This window comes from Aeromonas sp. R9-2 (genome assembly GCF_040908025.1).
In the GTDB taxonomy this organism is placed as follows: Bacteria; Pseudomonadota; Gammaproteobacteria; order Enterobacterales; family Aeromonadaceae; genus Aeromonas; species Aeromonas veronii.
This window is the reverse complement of the sequence record NZ_JBFOCX010000025.1, coordinates 61,532-83,746: the sequence shown is the minus strand read 5'-3', so window position 1 is coordinate 83,746 and position 22,215 is coordinate 61,532. Positions and strand designations below refer to the sequence as shown.

Below are 22,215 nucleotides of genomic sequence, written 5' to 3'. Positions count from 1 at the left end.
TTGAAAACCAATAGAAAACGTTTTCATGGTCGTTGGCAACAAAAGAAACAGACAATAACGCACCTGACTTACCCATAACCTCATCGATTAAATCGGGCGCACGAGGTGCTATGGCATCGGTGCCCACCAACCTGGAGACATCCAAGTGCAACAGTACGTGCTCTGGTACGAACAACTCGGAATGCAGGACGTAGAACGAGTTGGCGGCAAGAACGCATCCCTTGGCGAGATGATCAGCAACCTCTCTGGCGCCGGCGTATCCGTGCCGGGGGGCTTTGCCACCACCGCCTTTGCGTTTAACGAGTTTCTGGAGTCAAGCGGCCTCAACGGCAAGATCCACCATCTGCTCGACAATCTCGACGTGGACGATATCGCCGCCCTCAACCGGGCCGGTCAGCAGATCCGCGACTGGGTGATCGAAGCCCCGTTCCAGCCCGAGCTGGAGCAGGCTATCCGGGTTGCCTATGAAAAGTTGAGTGCCGGTGTCGAGGCCTCGTTTGCGGTGCGCTCCTCCGCCACCGCCGAGGATATGCCGGACGCCTCCTTTGCCGGTCAGCAGGAGACCTTCCTCAACGTACGTGGCATCGATGCCGTCATGACGGCGGTCAAGCATGTGTTTGCTTCCCTGTTCAACGATCGCGCTATCTCCTATCGGGTGCATCAGGGCTATGACCACAAGGGGGTTGCCCTCTCGGCCGGGGTTCAGCGGATGGTGCGTTCCGATCTCGCCGCCTCCGGCGTCATGTTTACTCTGGATACCGAGTCCGGTTTCAACGACGTGGTCTTTATCACCGGCGCCCATGGTCTTGGCGAGATGGTGGTGCAGGGGGCGGTCAACCCGGATGAATTCTATGTGCACAAGCCGACCCTCAAGGGGGGGCGCCCGGCGGTGGTGCGCAAGACCCTCGGCTCCAAGCTTATCAAGATGACCTACTCGGACGATGCCGGTCACGGCCGCCAGGTGAAGATTGTCGACACCAATGAGGCCGAGCGCAGCCGCTTCTGCATCAGCGATGAGGAGGTGATGGCGCTGGCGAAACAGGCCCTCATCATTGAGCAGCACTATGGCCGCCCGATGGATATCGAGTGGGCCAAGGATGGTCAGGATGGCCAACTCTACATAGTGCAGGCACGCCCGGAAACCGTGCGCAGCCGTCAGGAGGCCAACACCCTCGAACGTTTTGCCCTCAAGCAAGCGGGTAAGGTGCTGATCGAGGGACGGGCCATCGGCCACAAGATTGGCGCGGGCCCGGCGCGAGTTATCTCCTCCATCAACCAGATGGATGAAGTCCAACCCGGCGACGTGCTGGTCACCGACATGACCGACCCGGACTGGGAGCCCATCATGAAGCGGGCCTCCGCCATCGTCACCAACCGGGGTGGCCGCACCTGTCACGCCGCCATTATCGCCCGCGAGCTGGGCATTCCGGCAGTGGTGGGCTGTGGCAACGCTACGGATCATATTCAGCCGGGCCAGCGGATCACCGTCTCCTGCGCGGAAGGGGATACCGGTTTTATCTATGACGGTGAGCTGGACTTCGACGTGGCGGTGACCGAGGTGGGCAATATGCCGCGCCTGCCCATCAAGATCATGATGAATGTCGGCAACCCGGACCGCGCTTTCGACTTTGCCCAGTTGCCCAATGCCGGGGTAGGACTGGCACGCCTTGAATTCATCATCAACCGGATGATCGGGGTGCACCCCAAGGCCTTGCTGGAGTTTGACCAGCAAACCCCAGAGCTCAAGGCCACCATCGGCAAGATGATCGCCGGTTACGACAGCCCGCGGGAGTTCTACGTGGCCAAGCTGACCGAGGGGATCGCCACTCTGGGCGCTGCATTCTGGCCGGAGCGGGTGATCGTGCGGATGTCGGACTTCAAGTCCAACGAGTACGCCAATCTGGTGGGCGGTCGTGGCTACGAGCCCCACGAGGAGAACCCGATGATCGGTTTTCGTGGCGCATCCCGCTACATCGCCGACAGCTTCCGCCCCTGCTTTGCCCTCGAGTGCGAGGCGATCAAGCGGGTGCGCGATGTGATGGGGTTGACCAACGTCGAGGTGATGATCCCCTTCGTGCGCACCGTGGGCGAGGTGGAGCAGGTGATCGACATCCTGGCCGAGAACGGTCTGCGCCGCGGCGAGCGGGGGCTCAAGGTGATCATGATGTGCGAGATCCCAAGCAACGCCCTATTGGCAGACAAGTTCCTCGAGCACGTGGATGGCTTCTCCATCGGCTCCAATGACATGACCCAGCTCACTCTTGGGCTGGATCGGGACTCGGGGCTGATTGCCCATCTGTTCGACGAGCGTAACGAGGCGGTCAAGGCGCTGCTGGCGATGGCGATCCAGGCTGCGCGCAAGGCGGGTAAGTACGTGGGGATCTGCGGTCAGGGCCCATCTGATCATCCAGACTTCGCCGCCTGGCTGGTGGAGCAGGGGATTGACTCGGTGTCGCTCAACCCCGATACCGTGGTCGATACCTGGCTCTATTTGGCGGAGCAGCATGGCGCCAAGTAAGCCACTATCAAAATGAGCAGCAGAAAGGGGGCCATGATGGCTCCCTTTGTTATCTGTGTGTCGCGACCTATTTCGGCTGCTGTTCGGCCCCCGACAGCTCGATCTGTACCTTCACCCCTTCGCTCTTGAGCTTGGTGGCGACGGCGTTCAGATCGGTGCCCGGCTTGGCTTCCAGCAGGGCGATACCACCACTGCTCTGCTTGAAGCGCAGGCCGTGCCGGCTGGCCTGCGCGCTGGCCTGGTTGTCATCGGCTTCCACCAGCAGGGTGCCGCTGACGGTGAGCTCGGGGCTGGCCGCCCCCTGCATCAACACGTCACCGCGGCGCAGGGTCTGTTGCGGGACCTTGCTGTCAAGGCTGCGGGCAACCCGCTTTTTGCTGCCGTTGTCGGGAATGAGGTAGGTCTGGCCGTTCACCTCTATGGTGCTGTACTGCTTGCCATCCATGGTGACGGACTCCTCGGCGCAGAGCTGTCCCGAGAGGGGGGCCAGCAGGGTTGCCAGAAGCAAGGTAACAGGTTTGTTCATGGTAATACTCCTAGCGTGTTAGCTGCGGTTGGCATCGTGACCCAGGACCCGCAGGGACCATGAGATCAGCTTGCCCGGTTGGCGATTGTTGCGCTCGGTCAGGGTGGTACGCTCACGGGTCTCGCGATTGAGCAGAGAGACCTGACGGGTACCGTTGGCAACGTCGGTCACTTCCAGTCGCCACTGGCCTTCGGCCGATTCGCCGTAGAACTTGTTGGATAGCATCCGCATGTCGCGCAATCCCTTGGTTCGCACAAAGCCCAGTTGCTGCTGGTCGAGAGATTGGCCGACCAGGCTGTTGAAGGGGCTCAGCAGGATGCTGCGGGTGCCGGCGGGGGAGACCAGTTCGATCAGCAGATCGGGCAGGCGCTGGTGATCCAGGCTCACCATCACCTGAACCGCTTCTACCGTCAATGGTGTGGCAATGCGGGTTGTCGAGCTGGTCGGGCTGTTGCCCACATCCGCAATGGCGGCGGCACTGCCGCTGACATTGATCTTCTGCCATGGCAGCTGTACCAGCGGGGGCAGGGGCTGGTGATTGGCTGCCAGCTCAAGGGCCTTGTTGACGTCGATCAGACCAAAACCGTAAGTCGGGCTGAACCACATGCCGGCGGCATTGCGCTCCCACCCTTCCAGCCCTTTCACATCGCGCACCTTGCCGGTGCTGCTGGTGTAGCTGACCATCACGGGCTGATGTTTGGCATCGACCCGGGTTGCGCTGCGCGCCAGCAGATCCCGCAGGTCACGTACCGACAGATCCGGGTAGGCAGACATCAGCAGCGCCATGGCGCCGGAGGTGCTGGGGGTGGCGGAGGAGGTGCCGTTCATCACGCCGTTGTAGTCGCAGCTGGCATCCAGTTGCGGGTTGCCGTGCAGCCGATTGGTGCTGGGATCGTCGGTGCGGTTGTAACCCATGTCGCAGCCGGGCAGATCCGTGGTCACCATCGCCGGAGAGTCGGTACCGTATTCGCCGCCGGTCGCGCTCAGGAAGATGTTGCTGCCGACGCTGGAGTAGGAGGATCTGACGCCATCGGCGTTGAGCGCGCTCACCACCAGGTTCCAGAAGTTGCTATTGGAGGGATCGAGGTTGCTGTTTTCAAACGGCAATTTGGGACCATTGCCGGTGCGGTTAAGCACATAGCCGCCCGCCGCTATCTTGTTGAAGCCGTTGCCGGCGGCCTTGATATAGGCCGCGCCCTGCGCCTTGAGGGTCTGCTGTTCAAACAGGCGATCAAGCTGGGATTGATCCAGAGAGTTGGCTGAGCGGGGATCCACCACACTCATGCCGTAGCTCTGGTTGAACACCCGGTTGTCGCGGCTGGCATCGCTGTCCCCAAGGGCGTAGAGCCAATCTTTCTGCAACTGCTGGCTGTTGTCATCCAGCAGGTTGAACCCCTGCAACTGGGCTCGCGGGGCAATCCCCTTGGTCCCGATGGCGTTGTCCACCGCTGCAATGATGCCGGAGACCGAGGTGCCGTGGGCCGAATCCGGATCGGTCGGTGTCGGGTCATCGCTACCGGTCACCACGTTTTTCGAACCCGGGCGCACGTTCTCCGCCAGATCCGGGTGGGCGATAGCCAAGCCATCATCCACCACGGCCACATTGACTCCCTGGCCCAGCACACCGGTGCGATGAGCCCACCAGAGGTTGAGATCATTGCCCGCTATGCCGCCACGGGCGCTGAATCCATCCTGGCCGCTGTTGAGCAGATACCACTGCTGATCCTGCAGGGGATTGGCACCTGGCAGGCAGCGCTCGGTGCTGCTGCGTCCGATATCCATGCCGCTCTCCTTGCCGGTGAGCGGCGTACAACCTTCATTTGCCTGAACGAGCGCACTGGGCAGGGTCGACAGCAGTGCTGTGATCGCCAGTGCTAACGATGTTTGCTTCATTATTTTTTTAACTCCATCTTGGATCGCACTCATCCTGAGTGCGACGGAAATCTATACACGGGTGATAGGGGTTCAAAAAGAGCCATTTTCAAAAAACGTAATGAGGTTCAAAGAAATCCGATTCAGTTTGTGGTAGGTATTCCAATGACACTGGTTATGTGTTCTATTGAGAATGGTTCTCACCGCTCGCTACTGATCTTTTTATCTGTAATTTACTCCTCTCGCGACTCTCCTTCGCCGCAGCCATCTCGATTCGGGGCAATCCCGAGGGGAGCTCGTGCGCTCTTGAACGTGAGCGGCATGGTTGTGTGTGCCAACGTGAGTACAGCTATGCATTCGGGGGTGACAGCAAGGGTGATGAGGTGGAACCAGCGGTTTATTGCTTGGCGGCGGTGGATGGCTCTGTTATGGTAATTGAAATAGCCGTTTGGATGGCTAGATTGCTGCGGTTTGAGGGGCTTAATCTCTGAGAGCCACCCCGCCGCAGTCCCATAGCTTGATGCGTACCTGACAGGGAGTCCCTATGCCGTTTCGTTCCTTCTTATCTTCTCCTTTGACTGCTTACTTGCGCGCCAATGCTGGCGCCAGCACCTTTATTGCCGCGATGGCGGTCGGGAGCCTCTCTTTTTCCGCGGTTGCCGCCGATGCGTCCTTGCCGACCAAACAGGAGATCGTGATTGGTACTACGGTGGGGGATTTTGCCGACATGGTGACCGACTCCATCAAGCCGCAGCTGGAGGCCAAGGGGTACAAGGTCAAGCTGGTGGAGTTCACCGACTATGTGACTCCCAATATTGCTCTGGCTGACGGATCACTGGATGTGAACTGCTTCCAGCACAAACCTTATCTGGAGAGTTTTGCCAAAGATCGCGGCTTGTCGCTGGCACCCATTACCCAAGTGCCAACTGGCCCGATGGGGCTCTACTCCGGCAAGCTGGCGGCACTCGACAAGGTGAAAAAGGGGAGCACGGTGGCCATTCCCAACGATCCCACCAATCAGGCGCGGGCTCTGCTGATGTTGCAGGATCTCGGTTGGCTGACCCTCAAGGAGGGGATCAACCCGCTCAAGGCGAGCGAGTTTGATGTGGTGAACAATCCGCACAATCTCAAGCTGGTGTTGCTGGAGGCGGCGCAACTGCCCCGCTCGCGCGAGGATGTGGACTTCTCGGTGATCAACGGTAATTTTGCCGCCTCCAGCGGAATCCCGTTCAGTGAAGGACTGTTTCTGGAGCGCAGCTACGATTTTATCAACTGGGTGGTGGTGAAAAGCGCAGATGCGGATCAGCCTTTTGCCAAAGATGTGGCGGCGGCCTACAACTCGGCGGCGTTCAAAGCCTATGCAGCCAAGCGTTTCGTCGGCTACAAGTACCCGCAAGGGTGGGGTGGCTAACAGTCGTGAACGTGGCCCGGCTATACAACGAAAAACGCCCCGAATTCGGGGCGTTTTTTATGGTATCAAGCCATCAACGGGCGCTTCACTGGTTGCGATAGAAGCGGTTCAGCTCGTTCATCACCTGGATCATGGCGCCCATATCTGGGGTGCCGTGCTTGATTGGGCGATAGCTGTTGCGCTCCAGCAGTTCGAAGTCACCCTGCTTGTTGAAGTGGGTGATGGTCTCCCCTTCATAGATGGCGAAGTCGTTCTGATCCCCAGCCAGCAGCCAGTTGCGCGGGCTGGTATCAAACAGCGAGCGGCCAACGCTGTAATCGCGCGCCGGATTGCGCACGCCCAGCATCCCCTGCATCAGGGTCGGCGCCAGATCGAAATGGCTGCTTGGTTGTTCCCGAACGTCACTGCCGCGCCCTGGCCAGGCTAGTACCAGCGGTACCTGCACCTGATAGGGTGAGTAGTTGCTGCCTGCGCCCCAGCTGTTGCTGCGGGTGTCGTTGAACTCCTGACCGTGGTTGGAGGTGATGACGACGATGGTGTTGCTGTCCATCCCCTGCGACTGCAATTTGGTCAGCATCTGCTCAAGCAACTGGTCGGTATAGAAGACCGAGTTCTTGTAGCGGTTTTCCAGTTTTTGCAGGTTCTCCGCCCGATAGGCGGTCGCCGGATTGAAGTTGGCGAGCTCCGGTTGGAACGGCCCCTTCATGGTGGCGGGCAATTGGTAGTCGCCGGGGCTCGAGAGATAGACCAGCGAGAACCAGGGGCGCTCGGGAGAGCGCTTCTCCAACCACTGTTGCCAGTCGGTCAGCAGCTTGCCATCGTCACTCTGTTCGGAGACAAACACCTGTTTGCGCAGACCGGCGAGGATGCTCTTGCGATACTTCTGGGCATCTTCCATCGCGCCGAACAGCCCGAACTGGTAATCCTGGCGCAGCATCTCGTCGAACAGCACCGGCGGACGCTTGTCGCTGCTGATGTCCTTGTAGTAGTGACCGGGCAACCCGTAGAAGAGGCTGAACATGCCCATCAGGTCGTCGTTGCCGCCACTCAGGTGATTGCGGAACGTCAGATGCTGATCCGCATAGCGCTGCAGATTGGGCATGTTGATGTTGTTGAGCATGTCAAAACGCAATGAGTCGACCACCACAATCAGCAGATTGTTGTGAGTCAGGGGGGCGTTGACGTTGAGCGGGCGCAGTGGGTAGTGCATCCGGCTGTCGCTGTTATCACCCTGGGAGGCCGCCTGCTTCTCGTACTGATCCAGATCCAGCCAGCCATGTTTGGCCAGGAAGGAGCGGGCCGTCATGGGGTAGGAGAGGGGGAAGTTGGCTCTCTGCATGGTGATCGGTTGATAGAGGGTCGCATCGGCCCAGCTGTTGACCACGTGGGTCAGAATAAAGCAGATCAGCAGGGCCAGCCCCACCTGATTGCCGTACTGGCGGCGCTTGCGCTTGTTGATCTTGCGCCAGACATAGGCCGACAGCAGCAGTTGCAACAGGAAGATGGTGGGCACGGCAACGAAGATGATGCTCCAGATTGAGCCCTCTTCGGTCTGCGCCTGATCCAGCAGCAACTGCCATACCTGACTGTTGAGGTGGAACTTGAACAGCCGGAATACCTGGGTGTCGATCAGCAACAGCACCAGCGCCAGGGTAGCGATGATGGCCGAGATGAACCGCAACGATTTCTCCTTGGGCAGCACGAAGCTGAGCGGGAAGATCGTCAACAGGTAGGTGACAAAACTCAGAAACGAGAAGTGGCCAATCCAGCTTACAACGAGATAGATCACGCCAAGCGTGGTCGATGGCCAGCTGATGGCACCCAGATAACGGGTGGCGATGAGCATGGCCAGAATAATGTTGAAGAAGGAGAACCAATGCCCCCAGGTGATCAGGCGAGAGACATTATCACGATAGGGGTTACCGGTTTCGACCATAGTGATCCATCTGCGTTGAGAAACGTCAAATCAACAGAGTCGGGGACTCAGTGTGCGTCGTGGCGATTATCGACCGATGCGGTCAGGGCCTGGACAAACTTTTCAGTGATGGCCTGGCGCTGGGCCGGTGCCATACCGTTGATGATATTGGTGGTCAGATTGCCAAGCACCATAAGGCTGAGATCTACCGGCGCTTTATGCTTTTCCAGCGCGGTGATCAGGTCGTTCATCAGGGCGTCAAATTGCTCGTTATTGTACTTTGATACGATAGGCATAATCTTCAGTTCATCTCGGTTCAAAGCGCCTTATAATACTTCACCCTTTCGGCTAACACTATGGCTTTGTGACATGAGTCTCGATATCGACAAGATCATTCTTCACTCCTTGCGCCAGGGCGGCGATGGTCAACCCCACGCCGATACCCGCAGCCAGACCCTACCCCCTGATGAGGCGGTACAGGGACTGATGGCGGAACTGCATCGGATCTACAACGGCAAGGGCGGCAAGGGCTTTGGCTTCTTTGCTGACCCCGAGGCCGCCGTCGCCGAGCTGGCCGACGGCATCGATGCTCCCAAGCAGCCTTCACCCGCGTTTCGTATCGCCCTCGAACAGCTGCTCGACGAGCAGACCGAATTCGTTCCCTTCTCGGTCACCGTGACCCAGATGCTGGTCAAGCAGTTGGTGGAGCACGCCCTCGATGAGCAGGGGGTGCTGCTGTTTGCCAAATACAATTATGTCGGGGTCGATTATCTGCTGATTGCCCTGCTGGAGGGCAAGGAGAGCGTCACCGTCAGCGAAGCGCTGGAATTACGCCATATCCAGTATCTGGATATCGGCAAACTCAATCTGGTGGCCCGCATTGATTTGACCGAATGGAAAACCCAACCGGATTCGCGCCGCTATATCACCTTCAGCAAGGGGCGCATTGGTCGCAAACTGGGCGACTTCTTTATGGATCTGCTGGGTGCCCGCGAGGGCATGGATGCCAAGGTACAAAATAAAGGCTTGCTGCAGGCGGTCGAAGATTATTGTGACAGTCGTCAGCTCGAACCGACCGAGCGCAATGACTATAAAAAGCAGGTCTTCAAATATTGCACCGAACAGGCGAGCTCCGGTGAAGAGATCGAAATCAAGGAGCTGTCTGCAGAATTGCCTGGTGACGGTGACCTCGATTTTTACAGCTTTATTGGTCAGGAGTATGAGCTGGAAGAGCGCTTCCCGGCGGATCGCTCTACTCTGCGTGGTTTGACCAAGTTTGTTGGCTCCGGCGGTGGTCTGACTCTGAGCTTTGAGCAGAAGCTGTTGAACAGCCGGATCTTTTACGATCCCCAGACCGACACCCTGACCATCAAGGGTGTGCCGCCCAATCTCAAGGATCAGCTGCTGCGCCAGTCGTAGTCATGCTCCCGAGTGTGATCAACTCGTCATTTCTCGCAAAAAGAGACTCCGCCCCGGCGGGGTCTCTTTTTTTATTGCGCCCGGGTAGACCTCGAAACTGGCGCGGTACTTTGTTAACAAATCAAACAAAATAAACCACCTGAAAGGGTTTTCATTGAGGTGAAAACCCTTTCATTCATGAAATTTTATTTCATTTTGGTAATTGTTATTCTGTGGTTGTCTGGAATTAAGCCGATAAATGGCCGTAATTCCCTGAAATAAGAAAATGTTTTCAAAACTTTCTGGAAGGAAATACGTAATTGCATTTCAAAAATGCGAGTTGCGTCATGTGAGCCGTTTGCCGCTTGGGATAATATTCATCTCGCACATAATGCTCTTACAGCGCGGAACTAATACAAGGAAAGGCTCATGAAAAAGAAATTGCTGTCATCCCTGATCGGTCTGGCCACTCTTGGCGTCGCTTGCTCTGCTACTGCTGCCATCGATGAAGGCCAGCTGACCATCTGGATCAACGGTGACAAGGGATACAACGGTCTGGCTGAAGTGGGTAAGAAGTTTGAAGCAGAAACCGGCATCAAGGTTACTGTGGCTCACCCGGATCAGGTTGAAGTGAAATTCCAGCAAGCCGCCGCCACTGGCAACGGCCCGGACATCTTCTTCTGGGCTCACGACCGTTACGGTGAGTGGGTCAAAGCCGGTTTGCTGGTTCCGGTAACGCCGAACGCTGCCACCAAAGGCAAATTTGAACAGCTGGCATGGGATGCCATGACTGTTGATGGCAAAACCTATGGCTACCCGGTTGCCATGGAAGCAGTCAGCCTGATTTATAACAAGGACCTGCTGCCCGAGCCGCCGAAAACCTTCGAAGAGATCGCCAAGATTGACGAGACTCTGAAGAAAAACGGCAAGCGCGCCATCATGTGGGCTTATGACACCCCGTACTTCAGCTATCCGCTGGTGGCTGCCAACGGTGGTTACGCCTTCAAGAAAACCGCTACCGGTTATGACGTCAAAGATACCGGCGTGAACAACGCAGGTGCCAAGATGGGCGTGGGCTACATCTCCGAGATGATCAAGTCCGGTCACCTGGAAAAAGGCATCGACTACGGTGTGATGGACGCCAAGTTCAACAAGGGCGAAGTGGCCATGATGATCAATGGTCCCTGGGCCTGGAGCAACCTGGACAAGAGCGGCATCAAGTACGGCGTAGCGCCGCTGCCGACCCTGAACGGCAAGCCGGCCAAGGCCTTCGTTGGCGTACTGGGTGCCACCATCAACGCTGCCAGCCCGAACAAGGATCTGGCCATCGAGTTCCTGGAAAACTACCTGCTGACCGATGCCGGTCTGGCGCCGGTTAACGCCGACAAGCCGCTGGGTGCCGTTGCGCTGAAATCCTTCCAGAAGACCCTGGAATCCGATCCGCACATCAAGGCCACCATGCTAAACGCCCAGGCTGGCGAGCCGATGCCATCCGTTCCCGAGATGAGCCGTTTCTGGTCTTCCTTCGAAACTGCCCTCAAGAACGTGACCTCCGGTCGTCAGGGTGTTGACGAAGCACTGGATACCGCTGCCAAGCGTATCGTTCAGTAAGCACGCACTACCCGGGAGGCCGTCATGGCCTCCCACTCTCTCAAATCTCTCTTGGCGTTATAAAGGTTAATTGGCATGGAAGTAGTACCTTCTGTTGAGTCCTATGCCGGTCCGAAGGATAAGCACACCTGGCTTAAGTGGACCATAGCGGCCCTGGTCGCCATCCTCAACGGCTACGCAGCCGTGATGATGTACGCCAGTGGCGAGTGGGTATTCGCGCTGCTGGATCTGGTGGTGGTTTCCGTCGGTCTGTATGTCTTCATGAACAAGAAGACCTATGCCCATCGCTACATCTTTCCGGGTGTTGCGGGCATGGTTGTGTTTATCATCTTCCCTCTTGCCTACACCATTGGCATTGCCTTCACCAACTATTCGGGGTCCAACTTGCTCTCCGTGGAGCAGGCGCGGGACTACCACCTGAAGAAAACCTACAAGGTGGCGGGCGGTGAATTCGATTTTACCCTGCTGGGTGGCGACAACGGCCAGTTCCAGCTGCTGCTGACACAGGATGATCAATCCTTTATCAGCCAACCTGTTTCCCTGATGACCAACAAGGCCCGTGAGCTGGCGTCCCGCGAAGGCCGTGTGCAGAACACCCAGCAAGTGGTCGAGCTGCAGCCCTTCACTGGCGAAGCGGCCAGCAAGGCCGCACCGATCCGCGCCATTGTTGAGCATCGTACTCACCTGAGTGACCTTGATCTGGTGCTGCCGGATGGCGGTACCCACCTGACCCTGAGCAGCCTGCGCAAGTTTGCCGCCCAGAAGCAGCACTACACCCGTCTGATGGATGGTGCCGTGCTCAAGTCCGGCGTGGTGATCAAAGACAGCAACCTGCTGCGTGATACCCAGAATGGCGAGCTGATGCTGCCCAATGGCGAGACCGGCTTCTATCAGTACATCGACGAACAGGGTCAGTTTGTCGGCAAGGGTATTGCTCCGGGCTTTGTGGTGAGCGTCGGTTGGAAGAACTTCGCGCGCATTGTCACCGATCCAGGCATCCAGTCACCCTTCCTGCAGATCTTCATCTGGACCGTGATCTTCTCAACCTGTTCTGTCGCCTTCACCCTGGCTATCGGCATGGTGCTGGCCTGTCTGGTGCAGTGGGAAGAACTCAAGGGGCGCGGTTTCTATCGGGTCATGTTGATCCTGCCCTATGCGATCCCGGCGTTTATCTCCATCCTGGTGTTCAAGGGGTTGTTCAACCAGAACTTCGGTGAGATCAACATGTTCCTGGAAGCGGCGTTTGGCATCAAACCGGACTGGTATACCAACCCCTTCCTGGCCAAGGTGATGATCCTGATTGTCAACACCTGGCTCGGCTACCCCTACATGATGATCCTCTGCATGGGCCTGCTCAAAGCCATTCCGGAAGATCTCTATGAAGCGTCCGCCATGGATGGTGCCGGTCCGGTACAGAACTTCTTCAAGATCACCGTGCCGCTGCTGATGAAGCCGCTGACACCGCTGTTGATTGCCTCGTTCGCCTTCAACTTCAACAACTTCGTGCTTATCCAGTTGTTGACCAACGGTGCGCCCGACATCATCGGCGCCAGCACCCCGGCCGGTACCACCGACCTGCTGGTGAGTTATACCTACCGGATTGCGTTCCAGGGATCGGGTGGTCAGGACTACGGTCTGGCCAGTGCCATCGCCACAGCCATCTTCCTCATCGTGGGTGCGCTGGCGTTGCTCAACCTGAAATTGTCCAAAGCCGACAAGCAGCTGTAAGGAGGCTTCAACATGGCAATCGTACAACCCAAATCAGTCAAATACCGGGTGTGGGCAACCCACCTGGTCATGTGGGGCTTCCTGGCGTTGATCATCTTCCCGTTGATCATGGTTATCGCCATCTCGTTCCGTAACGGTAACTTCGCGGTAGGGGAGATCATCCCCTCCAATCCGACGCTGGATCACTGGAAGCTGGCGCTGGGCATGTCCATCACCAACGCCGACGGCAGCATCACGCCGCCGCCGTTCCCGGTGCTGACCTGGTTGTGGAACTCCATCAAGATCGCCGGCATCACTGCCCTGATGATCGTGACGCTCTCCACCACCTGTGCTTACGCCTTTGCCCGCCTGCGTTTTCGTGGCAAGTCCACCATCTTGCAGGGCATGCTGATTTTCCAGATGTTCCCGGCGGTGTTGGCGCTGGTAGCCATCTACGCGCTCTTTAACAAGATTGGTGACTATATTCCCTGGCTGGGTCTCAACACCCACGGTGGCCTGATCCTGGCGTACATGGGGGGGATTGCCCTCCACGTCTGGACCATCAAGGGCTACTTCGAGACCATCGACTCCTCCCTGGAGGAGGCGGCGGCCATCGACGGTGCGACCCCGTGGCAGGCATTCCGTCTGATCCTGTTGCCCCTGTCGGTGCCCATCCTGGCGGTAGTGTTTATTCTGGCCTTTATCGGTTCCATTACCGAGGTGCCCATGGCCTCCATCCTGCTGCAGGATGTGAACAATCTGACCCTGGCGGTCGGGGCCCAGCAGTACCTCTATCCGCAGAACTATCTGTGGGGTGATTTCGCGGCGGCCGCAGTGCTCTCCGGTTTCCCCATCACTGTGGTCTTCCTGTTGGCACAGCGCTGGTTGGTTGGCGGTCTGACTGCTGGTGGTGTGAAAGGTTAAGTTTATGGCCGGGGGAGCTGACTCCCCCCGCTATCACGATTTGCAAAGATTCAAGAGCGGAGCTCGTCATGGCTGAAGTAGTACTCAACAACGTTCGCAAAAATTACGATCCGGCTGTTCACAAGGACACCCTGCGCAACATCAACCTCTCCATCAAGGAAGGGGAGTTCATTGTCTTCGTCGGCCCGTCCGGCTGTGGCAAATCCACCCTGCTGCGGATGATCGCGGGTCTGGAAGACATCACCAGCGGTGAGCTGACCATCGGCGGTCGCTACATGAACGACGTACCGCCGGTAGAGCGCAACGTCGGCATGGTGTTCCAGTCCTACGCCCTTTATCCGCACATGAACATCTACGAGAACATGGCCTTTGGTCTGAAGCTCAAGAAGATGGACAAGGAGAACATCCACAAGCGGGTGATGCGCGCCGCCGAGATCCTGGGTCTTGAGCCGCTGCTGGACAGAAAGCCCAAGGCGCTCTCCGGTGGTCAGCGTCAGCGTGTCGCCATCGGTCGCTCCATCGTGCAGCAGCCGCAGGTGTTCCTGTTTGACGAACCGCTCTCCAACCTGGATGCCGCGCTGCGGGTCAAGATGCGGATCGAGATCGCCAAGCTGCACAAGGAGCTTAACTCCACCATCATCTACGTGACCCACGATCAGGTGGAAGCGATGACCCTGGCCGACAAGATTGTGGTGCTGAGCCCGCTCAAGGCCGAAGCTGCTACCAACCTGGAGCAGTTCGGTTCACCGCTGGATCTCTACCACAACCCGGACAACAAGTTCGTGGCGGGCTTTATCGGCTCTCCCAAGATGAACTTCCTGGCGGGCGAGTTGTTGGAGATTGGCGAGCAGGAGTGCCTGGTCAAGCTGACCTCTGGCGATACCGTGCGGGCTCGGGTCGATGCCCGCAGTGGCGCTGTGGGTGACAAGGTGGAGCTGGGCATTCGCCCCGAGCACCTGATGCCGCTGGATCACCCCCATGCACACAGCAAGGTGAGCGGGATCGTGCAGGTGGCCGAGCACCTGGGTGCCGAGTCCTTCGTTTATATGGATGTGGATGGTCACGACTTTACCGTCAAGGCTACCTCGGATGTGGATGTGGCGACCGGTCAGACCTACAGCGTGGGTATCCCGGCCGAAGCCTGCTACCTGTTCGATGCCAAGGAGCAGGCGTTCCCCCGTACCGCCAAATATATCCGTACCTGATTTTTTGTTGTGCCGGTTTTCCTTTCTTAATAATCAATGCCTTTTTGCCGGTCGTCAGACCGGCTTTTTATTGCCTGCGATTTGAACACGCAGATAGGCAAGATAACCCGGTTCAAGCCTCGAGTTCGGCGGTAATATCGGGCACAAAGGTCTGGCTGGTCAGGGGAGGGCGCTCATACCCTTCGGTCTTGATGGGGGGGAGCTTGATAGGCTCGTAGTGGATTGCCTCGTAGGGCACCTTGCTCAGCAGATGGGCGATGCAGTTGAGGCGGGCACGGCGTTTATCATCTGCCTCCACCACGAACCAGGGACAATCCTCGGTGTCGGTGTAGGTGAACATGTCATCCTTGGCGCGGGAGTACTCCACCCAGCGCGAGCGGGACTGCAAATCCATCGGGCTGAATTTCCAGCGCTTGATGGGGGTGTTGATCCGCTCTTTAAAGCGCTTCTCCTGCTCCTCGTCACTGACCGAGAACCAGTATTTGATCAGGGTGATGCCGGAGCGGATCAGCATCCGCTCAAACTCGGGGCAGGCGCGCAGAAACTCGCGATACTCGGCATCGCTGCAAAATCCCATCACCCGCTCGACTCCGGCCCGGTTGTACCAGGAGCGGTCAAACAGCACCATTTCGCCAGCGGCGGGCAGGTGGGCCACATAACGCTGAAAGTACCACTGGGAGCGCTCCCGATCGGAGGGGGCGGGCAGCGCCGTGACCCGGCAGACCCGGGGGTTGAGCGGCTCGGTAATCGCCTTGATGACGCCCCCTTTACCGGCGGCGTCCCGTCCTTCGAACAGTACCACTACCTTTAACCCCTCCTGCTTGACCCACTCCTGCAGCTTGACCAGCTCCTCCTGCAGATGGGCAAGGTGGTGCTCGTAGCACTTCTTGTCCAGACGTGGCCGCTTCTTGCTCTTCTCCTTCGCCATGGGCTTCTCCTTTTGGCATCCTTTCATGGGTGACTTCTTTGAGTCACTGCCAGCTTGCACCAGGGAGGCGTCACCTGCCAAGGGGGACGTGATACACTGCCCGCCCATCGCTGGCAACAGGAGATAACATGAAGCATTTTATGGAGATAGCGGGCCGCCGGATGGCCTATCTGGACGAAGGGCAAGGGCCGGTACTGCTGTTTGGCCACAGCTATCTGTGGGACAGCGCCATGTGGGCGCCGCAAATCGAGGCGCTCAAGGGCAGCTATCGCTGCATCGTTCCCGATCTGTGGGGCCACGGTGATTCCGACCTGCTCCCCGAAGGTGGCTGCACCCTGGCGACGCTGGCGCGGGATCACCTGGCGCTGCTCGATGCCCTCGGGGTAGACGAGTTCGTACTGGTGGGCCTCTCCATCGGCGGCATGTGGGGTGTTGAGCTGGCGCGCATAGTGCCAAACCGCCTCAAGGGGCTGGTGCTGATGGATAGTTTTGTCGGCCTCGAGCCGCAGATCACCTGCGAGCGCTACCTCGGCATGCTGGCGATGATCGAGCAGCTCGGCACCGTGCCGGCGCCCATCATCGAACAGGTGGCGCCTATCTTCTTTGCCAGCCAGCCCGATGCCGACTTGCTGGCCGATTTCAAGGCGCGTCTGGCCGCCTGGCCAAACGAGAAGATTGCCGCCATGGTGGCGGTGGGCCGCAGCTTTGTGACCCGCGAAGATCGTATCGAGTGGCTGGAGGAGATCACCACTCCCGCACTGGTGATGACCGGCTGCGAGGACAAGGCCCGTCCGGTGCTGGAGGGCTATCTGATGGCTGAGGTGCTGGGTTGCCCGTTCAGGGAGATCCCGATGGCTGGCCACATCTCGTCGCTGGAAAATCCGGCCTTCGTCAATCAGCAGCTGATCGATTTTCTGGCGGCGCTGTAAGCCTGAATTGGCAGCTTGAGCAGGCTGTACGACCAGCCTGATGGTCGTGAAAAAGGGAGCCGAGGGCTCCCTTTTGTTTGGTCGTGTCTCACGATTCAAGACTCATAACCGTTACCAGATATAGCCCAGCGCAAAACCCGCATAGAGCTCGCCATCGTGCTGGACGATGGGGCTGTTTTTGATGTCCCGATCATACCATTCGTAGTTCATGGCAAACATGCCAATCCAGTTGGGGCTGAAGCGGTAACTGGTGATGAGGGCCGTCATCGGGGAGAGGGTGGTACCGGTATCCCAAGCAGGCCGCTGGGCGGTTGCCTCGCTCTCGGAGATGCCGCCGAAGTAGTAGTTGGCCATCTTGTCGCTGCGCAGCATCAGCCCCATCCCCGGCATGATCAGCAGGTTGTCACGCAGGATGGGGAAATCGGCCCACAGCAGCAGCTCCTGTCCCTTGCTGCGGCCGGTGACATCGCTGTTGGCACGCACGGTCAGCAGGGCGTAGGGGGTGATGATGTTGCCACCGATCCCGCCTTCCAGCTGCCATTTTCGCTGCTCCATGCCAGTAAAGGCCGGAGAGTCCTCGGGATCCAGATTGCCAAAACGGACCCGGCCATAGCCGTAGAGGGCCAAGTTCTCATCCTTGTGGAAGTAGTAGCGGGCCCGATCCCCCAGAAACATGAACTGGTCGCCAAAATAGATAAAGCCCGGGATGGCGTAGAGGGCGTTGTCCTGCGCTTCATAACGGGCCTGTCCCCCGATGAGCGCTGCACCGGCGACAAAGCCCTGTGGCACCGGGCTGGTGGGACTGTCGCTGGTGAGCAGATCCATGGCGCCAAGATCGATATCGGCGCGGACGGACATGGCGGCAGCGAGGAGCAGGGCCGTCAGCCCTGCCGCTCTGATTTGACGAAAAAAGGTCATGGATACCCCGTTGTCACGATTGCAGGGGAAGCAGGTTATTTTGCGGCACCGGGCATCTCTTCACGTTTTGGCCAGGCATTGATCACCGCCTTGACCAGGGTGGCGAGGGGAATGGCGAAGAAGACTCCCCAGAATCCCCACAAGCCGCCGAAGACCAGCACGGCGATGATGATGGCCACCGGATGGAGGTTGACCGCTTCCGAGAAAAGCACCGGCACTAGCAGGTTGCCATCGAGAGCCTGAATGACCAGATAAGCTACCATCAGCCAGGCGAATTCGGGGGTGAGCCCCCACTGGAACAGGGCGACCATGGCTACCGGAACCGTCACCACGGCGGCGCCGATATAGGGGATCAGCACCGAGAAGCCGACCGCGACCGCCAGCAGCACCGAGTAGCGCAATCCCATCAGGGCGAAGGGGACATAGGTGGCGATGCCGACGATGAGGATCTCGATCACCTTGCCGCGGATGTAGTTGATGATCTGGTTGTTCATCTCGACCCACACCCGGTTGACCAGGGTGCGGTTGCGCGGCAGGAAGCGGCGCAGGCTGCCCATCAGTACCCGCTTGTCTTTGAGCATAAAGAAGACCATCAGCGGCACCAGAATGAGGTAGATCATGATGGCGACCACGTTGACCAGCGAACTGAGGGAGGCGCTTACCAGATGCTCGCCGCCACTGAGGATGCGCTGGCGAATATTGTCGATGACGGTCTCCACCAGACTGACGTCGATGAGCTCGGGGTATTTGTCCGGCAGGGTGCGCACATAATCCTGAGCGTGGGTCAGCATGGCCGGCGCCTCTTTGGCCAGATTGATCCCCTGACTGACCAGCGTCGGGATAAGACCCAGCAAGGAGGCGACTGCTACCGCAATAAAGAGGATCAGAATGACGCTGGTGGCCAGGGTGCGCGACAGCCCCGCTTTTTGCAGCCGGGCGACCGGCCACTCCAGCAGATAGGCCATTACCAGCGCCACCAGCAGGGGGGCCAGCAGATCGCCAAACAGCCAGATGATGGTGAAGCAGAACACCAGCAACAGGAAAAGGGTAACGGCATCGGGATCGGAAAAACGGGTCTGATACCAGCGCTTCAATACTTCTAACATGACGGCATCCTTACATCACTGGGGCTCAAGATGGTTGTTTCGCCCCGACAACCAACTGCAAAGAGAGGGTATTGTCCGGTTGTTGCTGCATCTCGACATGGTGGCCCTGACGGTGCAGATAGGCCGGAATATCCTGCCGGGAGCCCGCATCGGCCAGCCGTATGGTGACGGTTTGACCGCTTTTGGCCCCCCTTAACCAGAGCTTGAGCCGGATCAGCGGCTCGGGGCAACGCCAGGGGGTCAGGTCGAGAATTTCCATGGGGGCTCCATCAGGCAGGTGGCCGCTATTATGGCCGTGATAAGAGCGTGAAACAACGCTTGTAGCCCTTGATGGGCAAGGGTATTCTGCCGAGGCCCTTTCTGATGGAGATAGAGATAACGTGGCACGTTTTTCCCCCCTGATGGCATCGCTTCCCCTGCTGGCTTCCCTGATGGGTGCCACGTTTCATGCCGAGGCCAACAATCAGCTTCCCGACATCGGCACGGCCGGGGTTGCTGCCCTGCCCATCGAGCAGGAAGTGCGTTACGGCAACGCTTTTATGCGCTTTGCCCGTGCGGGTCTGCCGATCATCGATGATCCGGTGCTGAGCCAGTACATTGACGATCTGGGTCAGCGATTGCTGACCAACGCCGATGGGGTGCGTTTCCCGTTTACCTTCTTCCTCATCAATGACCCCAGCATCAACGCGGCCGCCTTCCTCGGCGGGCGAGTCAAGGTGCACACCGGCCTCTTCCTCTACGCCGACAGCGAGAGTGAGCTGGCCTCGGTACTGGCCCACGAAATCACCCACGTGACCCAGCGCCATATCGCCCGTTATATGGAGGCGCAGGCGAGCAGCTCGGCAGTGACCCTGGCCGGTCTGGTGGGCTCCATCGCACTGGCGGTGATCAACCCGACTGCCGGTATCGCTGCGCTGCAGACCACGCTGGGCCTCTCCATGCAGTCTGCTATCAACTACACCCGCGACAACGAATATGAAGCGGATCGCATCGGCATGAAGACCCTCTATGATGCCGGTTTCGATCCCATGGGGATGGCCAACTTCTTCCAGAAACTGGCTGCCGAATACCGTTACGCCAGCAAGCCGCCGGAGATGCTGCTCACTCACCCGCTGCCGGAGACCCGGATCAGCGAGGCCCGCGCTCGGGCGGGTAGCTATGGTCGCCGCGACTTGCCGCCCAGTCTCGACTTCTGGCTGGCCAAGGTGCGGATTCAGGTGCGTTTTGGTACCGATACCCCGCAGGGGCTGCTGAGCTACTTCGATAGCCGGATCCAGAAGGGGGATTATCCGCTCAAGGATGCCGCCATCTATGGCAAGGCGCTGGCGCTGATCCAGCTCAAGCGCACCGACGAGGCGGATACCCTGATGCAGGAGCTGGCGGCCCGTCATCCGGAAGATCTCTTTATCGTCGATGCCCAGACCGACATCGATCTGGCCAAGGGGCGCAGTGCTCAGGCCATCGCGCGCCTCGAGAAGTTCCGCAGCCGGATGCCGGATAACGAAGTGGTGGTGGTCAACCTCGGCAACGCCTACCTCGAGAGCGGCAACTACAAGAAGTCCATCGCCATCCTCGACCCCTATGCCCGTGCGCATGAGGAGAACAATCTGGCCTGGAACCTGTTGGCCGATGCCTATCGCAAGGCGGGCAGAATGACCGAGCTGCATATGGCGCGGGCCGAGATGCTCGCACTGCGCGGGGATTATCAGGCGGCCATCGACGAGCTGATCGTGGCACGCGGTACCACCAGCGACCGGATGACCCTGGCTCGTCTGGAGGCGCGCATCACCGAGCTGGAGCGGGCCAAGAAGGATCTTGACAGCCTCAAGGGCTAACGAAACCTGGCATTGGCCTATCAAACAAGGGCGCACCACGGTGCGCCCTTGTTGTTTATGGCGGTGGCGTTGATGTGGGGGACGGTGATAGCAGCGATGGGCTAGTGACTCATGCTGCTGGCGGTCGCCTTGAGCATATCGATCTGCTGCTGGTCGAGCTCGCCGACCAGCGTCTGCTTGAGCTTGCCCTCGCTATCGAGCCGATAGCTGGTGGGCAGGCCGCTTGGGCGAGGGAAGGGGAGCCTGGCATCTTCATTGGCAATAAGGAGGGGCACCTTGATGTGATACTGCGCAGCCAGCTTGTCCAGCTCTGCTGGCGTGGTCGGGTCGTAGTTGATGGCCACCACTGTGATCTGGCCGTCCGCTGCCAGCCCGTTGAGGCGCGGCATCTCCCGCAGGCAGGGGGCGCACCAGGGGGCGAAGTAGTTGACCAGCAGCGGCTTGCCGGCAAAGTGGCGCAGGCTGACCGACTGCCCTGTTGCATCGGTAAATTCGGGGGCGGGTGTGCAGGCGCCCAGCAGGCCAGCCACAATCAGCCAACAAATTCGTTTCAATTCCTTTCCACTGCTGCTTACCCTGACCATCACTTTCCCCTACAATAGCGCCGTTTCTAGTCCCATCTTGCGATTAATCAGGGAGTTACCATGAGCGAGACCCAAATCTACCACAATCCGCGCTGCTCCAAGAGTCGCGAAACCCTGGCCCTGCTGGAACAGCACGGGATCGCCCCTGATGTGGTGCTCTATCTGGAGCAGGCCCCGAGCGAAGATGAGATCCGCAACCTGCTCTCTCAGCTCGGTTTTAGCGATCCCCGCCAGCTGATGCGCACCAAGGAGGATCTCTACAAGGAGCTGGGCCTCAGCGAAGTGAACGGCGACGCCCTTATTCGTGCCATGCACCAGCATCCCAAGCTGATCGAGCGCCCCATTGTCATCAAGAATGGTCAGGCCCGCATTGGTCGCCCGCCGGAGCAGGTGCTGGAGATCCTCAAGTGAGCACCCGCTTCGCACGTTGGCTGACCCTGGTCGGCTTCTTCGGTCTGCTGTGCTGGGTCATCCTCTGGCATCTGTGGCTGTCGCCCCATCCGGACCTCAACCCTTGGCTGCTACCGGTGATCTGGACGGTACCGCTGCTCTTCCCCCTCAAGGGGATAGTGCAGGGCAACCCCTACACCCACGCCTGGGGCAACTTCGTGTTGATGCCCTATTTCCTCCACGCCCTCACCCTGATCACCACGGATGAGGGGGAGCGGTGGCTGGCGGTGGTGGAACTGCTGTTCACCACTCTCGCCTTTGTCGGCACCATCTATTACGCCCGACTGCGTGGTCGCGAACTTGGCTTAAGCATTCGCAAAAAGAAAGACGAAGCCAACTGATGACAAACGCCCCGCAAGGGGCGTTTTTTATGGGGAA

General features: G+C 58.7%; 20 protein-coding genes. 11 read left to right on the top strand and 9 right to left on the bottom strand.

Translation table 11 applies throughout. From position 1 onward, the window contains the following. Positions 1-145: 145 nt before the first annotated feature. Positions 146-2,518: a phosphoenolpyruvate synthase gene (gene ppsA, locus AB5Y71_RS12775; protein WP_368171732.1), complete on the top strand. Its 2,373-nt coding sequence runs from the start codon at positions 146-148 to the stop codon at positions 2,516-2,518. Between the two features lie 67 nt (positions 2,519-2,585). Here the strand turns inward: ppsA and AB5Y71_RS12770 are convergent, their stop codons facing one another. Continuing rightward, positions 2,586-3,044, bottom strand: coding sequence for a hypothetical protein (locus tag AB5Y71_RS12770; protein ID WP_368171731.1), 459 nt, complete (start codon positions 3,042-3,044; stop codon positions 2,586-2,588). Between the two features lie 18 nt (positions 3,045-3,062). After that, positions 3,063-4,937: a S8 family serine peptidase gene (locus AB5Y71_RS12765; protein WP_368171730.1), complete on the bottom strand. Its 1,875-nt coding sequence runs from the start codon at positions 4,935-4,937 to the stop codon at positions 3,063-3,065. Between the two features lie 604 nt (positions 4,938-5,541). On the opposite strand from AB5Y71_RS12765, the gene AB5Y71_RS12760 reads away from it, so the two are divergent. Further along, complete coding sequence (locus AB5Y71_RS12760; RefSeq protein ID WP_108613486.1) at positions 5,542-6,327, top strand: MetQ/NlpA family ABC transporter substrate-binding protein; 786 nt, start codon at positions 5,542-5,544, stop codon at positions 6,325-6,327. 85 nt (positions 6,328-6,412) lie between these two features. Here AB5Y71_RS12760 and AB5Y71_RS12755 read toward each other — a convergent pair whose 3' ends face one another. Both AB5Y71_RS12755 and AB5Y71_RS12750 read right to left on the bottom strand, forming a co-directional pair. After that, positions 6,413-8,263, bottom strand: a complete 1,851-nt coding sequence (locus AB5Y71_RS12755; RefSeq protein ID WP_042053125.1) for a DUF3413 domain-containing protein — start codon at positions 8,261-8,263, stop codon at positions 6,413-6,415. A 47-nt stretch (positions 8,264-8,310) separates the two neighbouring features. Continuing rightward, the gene (locus AB5Y71_RS12750; protein ID WP_005333874.1) at positions 8,311-8,538 is read right to left on the bottom strand and encodes a YejL family protein; all 228 of its coding nucleotides are present in this window, start codon (positions 8,536-8,538) and stop codon (positions 8,311-8,313) included. Between the two features lie 73 nt (positions 8,539-8,611). Here AB5Y71_RS12750 and yejK point away from each other — a divergent pair, with 73 nt between their 5' ends. The 5 genes from yejK (at position 8,612) to AB5Y71_RS12725 (ending at position 15,087) form a co-directional block, all read left to right on the top strand. Beyond that, positions 8,612-9,661: a nucleoid-associated protein YejK gene (gene yejK, locus AB5Y71_RS12745; protein WP_323910377.1), complete on the top strand. Its 1,050-nt coding sequence runs from the start codon at positions 8,612-8,614 to the stop codon at positions 9,659-9,661. Between the two features lie 408 nt (positions 9,662-10,069). Beyond that, complete coding sequence (malE, locus tag AB5Y71_RS12740) at positions 10,070-11,251, top strand: maltose/maltodextrin ABC transporter substrate-binding protein MalE (protein WP_005333871.1); 1,182 nt, start codon at positions 10,070-10,072, stop codon at positions 11,249-11,251. A 75-nt stretch (positions 11,252-11,326) separates the two neighbouring features. After that, positions 11,327-12,979 carry a maltose ABC transporter permease MalF gene (gene malF, locus AB5Y71_RS12735; RefSeq protein ID WP_005333870.1) on the top strand — a complete coding sequence of 551 codons (1,653 nt, stop codon included), beginning with the start codon at positions 11,327-11,329 and terminating at the stop codon, positions 12,977-12,979. A gap of 12 nt (positions 12,980-12,991) precedes the next feature. Then, the gene (gene malG, locus AB5Y71_RS12730) at positions 12,992-13,882 is read left to right on the top strand and encodes a maltose ABC transporter permease MalG (protein ID WP_005333868.1); all 891 of its coding nucleotides are present in this window, start codon (positions 12,992-12,994) and stop codon (positions 13,880-13,882) included. 68 nt (positions 13,883-13,950) lie between these two features. Beyond that, on the top strand, positions 13,951-15,087 hold the full coding sequence (locus AB5Y71_RS12725) for an ABC transporter ATP-binding protein (RefSeq protein ID WP_005333867.1): 1,137 nt from the start codon (positions 13,951-13,953) through the stop codon (positions 15,085-15,087). 112 nt (positions 15,088-15,199) lie between these two features. On the opposite strand, the gene ppk2 is transcribed toward AB5Y71_RS12725, so the two are convergent. Then, on the bottom strand, positions 15,200-16,015 hold the full coding sequence (ppk2, locus tag AB5Y71_RS12720; protein ID WP_100654022.1) for a polyphosphate kinase 2: 816 nt from the start codon (positions 16,013-16,015) through the stop codon (positions 15,200-15,202). Between the two features lie 128 nt (positions 16,016-16,143). Between ppk2 and AB5Y71_RS12715 the strand changes: the two genes are divergently transcribed. Continuing rightward, positions 16,144-16,944 (top strand): alpha/beta fold hydrolase, encoded by an 801-nt coding sequence (locus AB5Y71_RS12715; protein WP_368171729.1) that lies wholly within the window; start codon positions 16,144-16,146, stop codon positions 16,942-16,944. Between the two features lie 111 nt (positions 16,945-17,055). On the opposite strand, the gene AB5Y71_RS12710 is transcribed toward AB5Y71_RS12715, so the two are convergent. The 3 genes from AB5Y71_RS12710 to AB5Y71_RS12700 are packed head-to-tail and all read right to left on the bottom strand — an operon-like array spanning position 17,056 to position 19,227. After that, on the bottom strand, positions 17,056-17,862 hold the full coding sequence (locus AB5Y71_RS12710) for a MipA/OmpV family protein (RefSeq protein WP_236272421.1): 807 nt from the start codon (positions 17,860-17,862) through the stop codon (positions 17,056-17,058). Between the two features lie 35 nt (positions 17,863-17,897). After that, positions 17,898-18,968, bottom strand: coding sequence for an AI-2E family transporter (locus AB5Y71_RS12705; protein WP_005333851.1), 1,071 nt, complete (start codon positions 18,966-18,968; stop codon positions 17,898-17,900). Positions 18,969-18,993: 25 nt separating this feature from the next. Next, the gene (locus AB5Y71_RS12700) at positions 18,994-19,227 is read right to left on the bottom strand and encodes a sulfurtransferase TusA family protein (protein WP_005361432.1); all 234 of its coding nucleotides are present in this window, start codon (positions 19,225-19,227) and stop codon (positions 18,994-18,996) included. 121 nt (positions 19,228-19,348) lie between these two features. On the opposite strand from AB5Y71_RS12700, the gene AB5Y71_RS12695 reads away from it, so the two are divergent. After that, positions 19,349-20,803, top strand: coding sequence for a M48 family metalloprotease (locus tag AB5Y71_RS12695; protein WP_005333848.1), 1,455 nt, complete (start codon positions 19,349-19,351; stop codon positions 20,801-20,803). Between the two features lie 101 nt (positions 20,804-20,904). Here the strand turns inward: AB5Y71_RS12695 and AB5Y71_RS12690 are convergent, their stop codons facing one another. After that, entirely contained in the window at positions 20,905-21,387 is a 483-nt protein-coding gene (locus AB5Y71_RS12690; protein ID WP_368171728.1) for a TlpA disulfide reductase family protein, read from the bottom strand. 60 nt (positions 21,388-21,447) lie between these two features. On the opposite strand from AB5Y71_RS12690, the gene arsC reads away from it, so the two are divergent. Then, a complete protein-coding gene (gene arsC / locus AB5Y71_RS12685; RefSeq protein WP_368171727.1) occupies positions 21,448-21,798 on the top strand; it encodes an arsenate reductase (glutaredoxin) in 351 nt (116 codons plus the stop codon). After that, complete coding sequence (locus tag AB5Y71_RS12680) at positions 21,795-22,178, top strand: DUF2069 domain-containing protein (RefSeq protein WP_103251542.1); 384 nt, start codon at positions 21,795-21,797, stop codon at positions 22,176-22,178. Before arsC ends, AB5Y71_RS12680 begins: the two co-directional genes overlap by 4 nt. Positions 22,179-22,215: the final 37 nt, after the last annotated feature.

Bases quoted from the DNA above. Each gene is read 5' to 3' on its own strand.
- AB5Y71_RS12770 (WP_368171731.1), bottom strand. From the start codon at position 3,044: ATGAACAAACCTGTTACCTTGCTTCTGGCAACCCTGCTGGCCCCCCTC.
- AB5Y71_RS12765 (WP_368171730.1), bottom strand. From the start codon at position 4,937: ATGAAGCAAACATCGTTAGCACTGGCGATCACAGCACTGCTGTCGACC.
- AB5Y71_RS12760 (WP_108613486.1), top strand. From the start codon at position 5,542: ATGGCGGTCGGGAGCCTCTCTTTTTCCGCGGTTGCCGCCGATGCGTCC.
- AB5Y71_RS12755 (WP_042053125.1), bottom strand. From the start codon at position 8,263: ATGGTCGAAACCGGTAACCCCTATCGTGATAATGTCTCTCGCCTGATC.
- AB5Y71_RS12750 (WP_005333874.1), bottom strand. From the start codon at position 8,538: ATGCCTATCGTATCAAAGTACAATAACGAGCAATTTGACGCCCTGATG.
- yejK (WP_323910377.1), top strand. From the start codon at position 8,612: ATGAGTCTCGATATCGACAAGATCATTCTTCACTCCTTGCGCCAGGGC.
- malE (WP_005333871.1), top strand. From the start codon at position 10,070: ATGAAAAAGAAATTGCTGTCATCCCTGATCGGTCTGGCCACTCTTGGC.
- malF (WP_005333870.1), top strand. From the start codon at position 11,327: ATGGAAGTAGTACCTTCTGTTGAGTCCTATGCCGGTCCGAAGGATAAG.
- malG (WP_005333868.1), top strand. From the start codon at position 12,992: ATGGCAATCGTACAACCCAAATCAGTCAAATACCGGGTGTGGGCAACC.
- AB5Y71_RS12725 (WP_005333867.1), top strand. From the start codon at position 13,951: ATGGCTGAAGTAGTACTCAACAACGTTCGCAAAAATTACGATCCGGCT.
- ppk2 (WP_100654022.1), bottom strand. From the start codon at position 16,015: ATGGCGAAGGAGAAGAGCAAGAAGCGGCCACGTCTGGACAAGAAGTGC.
- AB5Y71_RS12715 (WP_368171729.1), top strand. From the start codon at position 16,144: ATGAAGCATTTTATGGAGATAGCGGGCCGCCGGATGGCCTATCTGGAC.
- AB5Y71_RS12710 (WP_236272421.1), bottom strand. From the start codon at position 17,862: ATGACCTTTTTTCGTCAAATCAGAGCGGCAGGGCTGACGGCCCTGCTC.
- AB5Y71_RS12705 (WP_005333851.1), bottom strand. From the start codon at position 18,968: ATGTTAGAAGTATTGAAGCGCTGGTATCAGACCCGTTTTTCCGATCCC.
- AB5Y71_RS12700 (WP_005361432.1), bottom strand. From the start codon at position 19,227: ATGGAAATTCTCGACCTGACCCCCTGGCGTTGCCCCGAGCCGCTGATC.
- AB5Y71_RS12690 (WP_368171728.1), bottom strand. From the start codon at position 21,387: ATGGTCAGGGTAAGCAGCAGTGGAAAGGAATTGAAACGAATTTGTTGG.
- arsC (WP_368171727.1), top strand. From the start codon at position 21,448: ATGAGCGAGACCCAAATCTACCACAATCCGCGCTGCTCCAAGAGTCGC.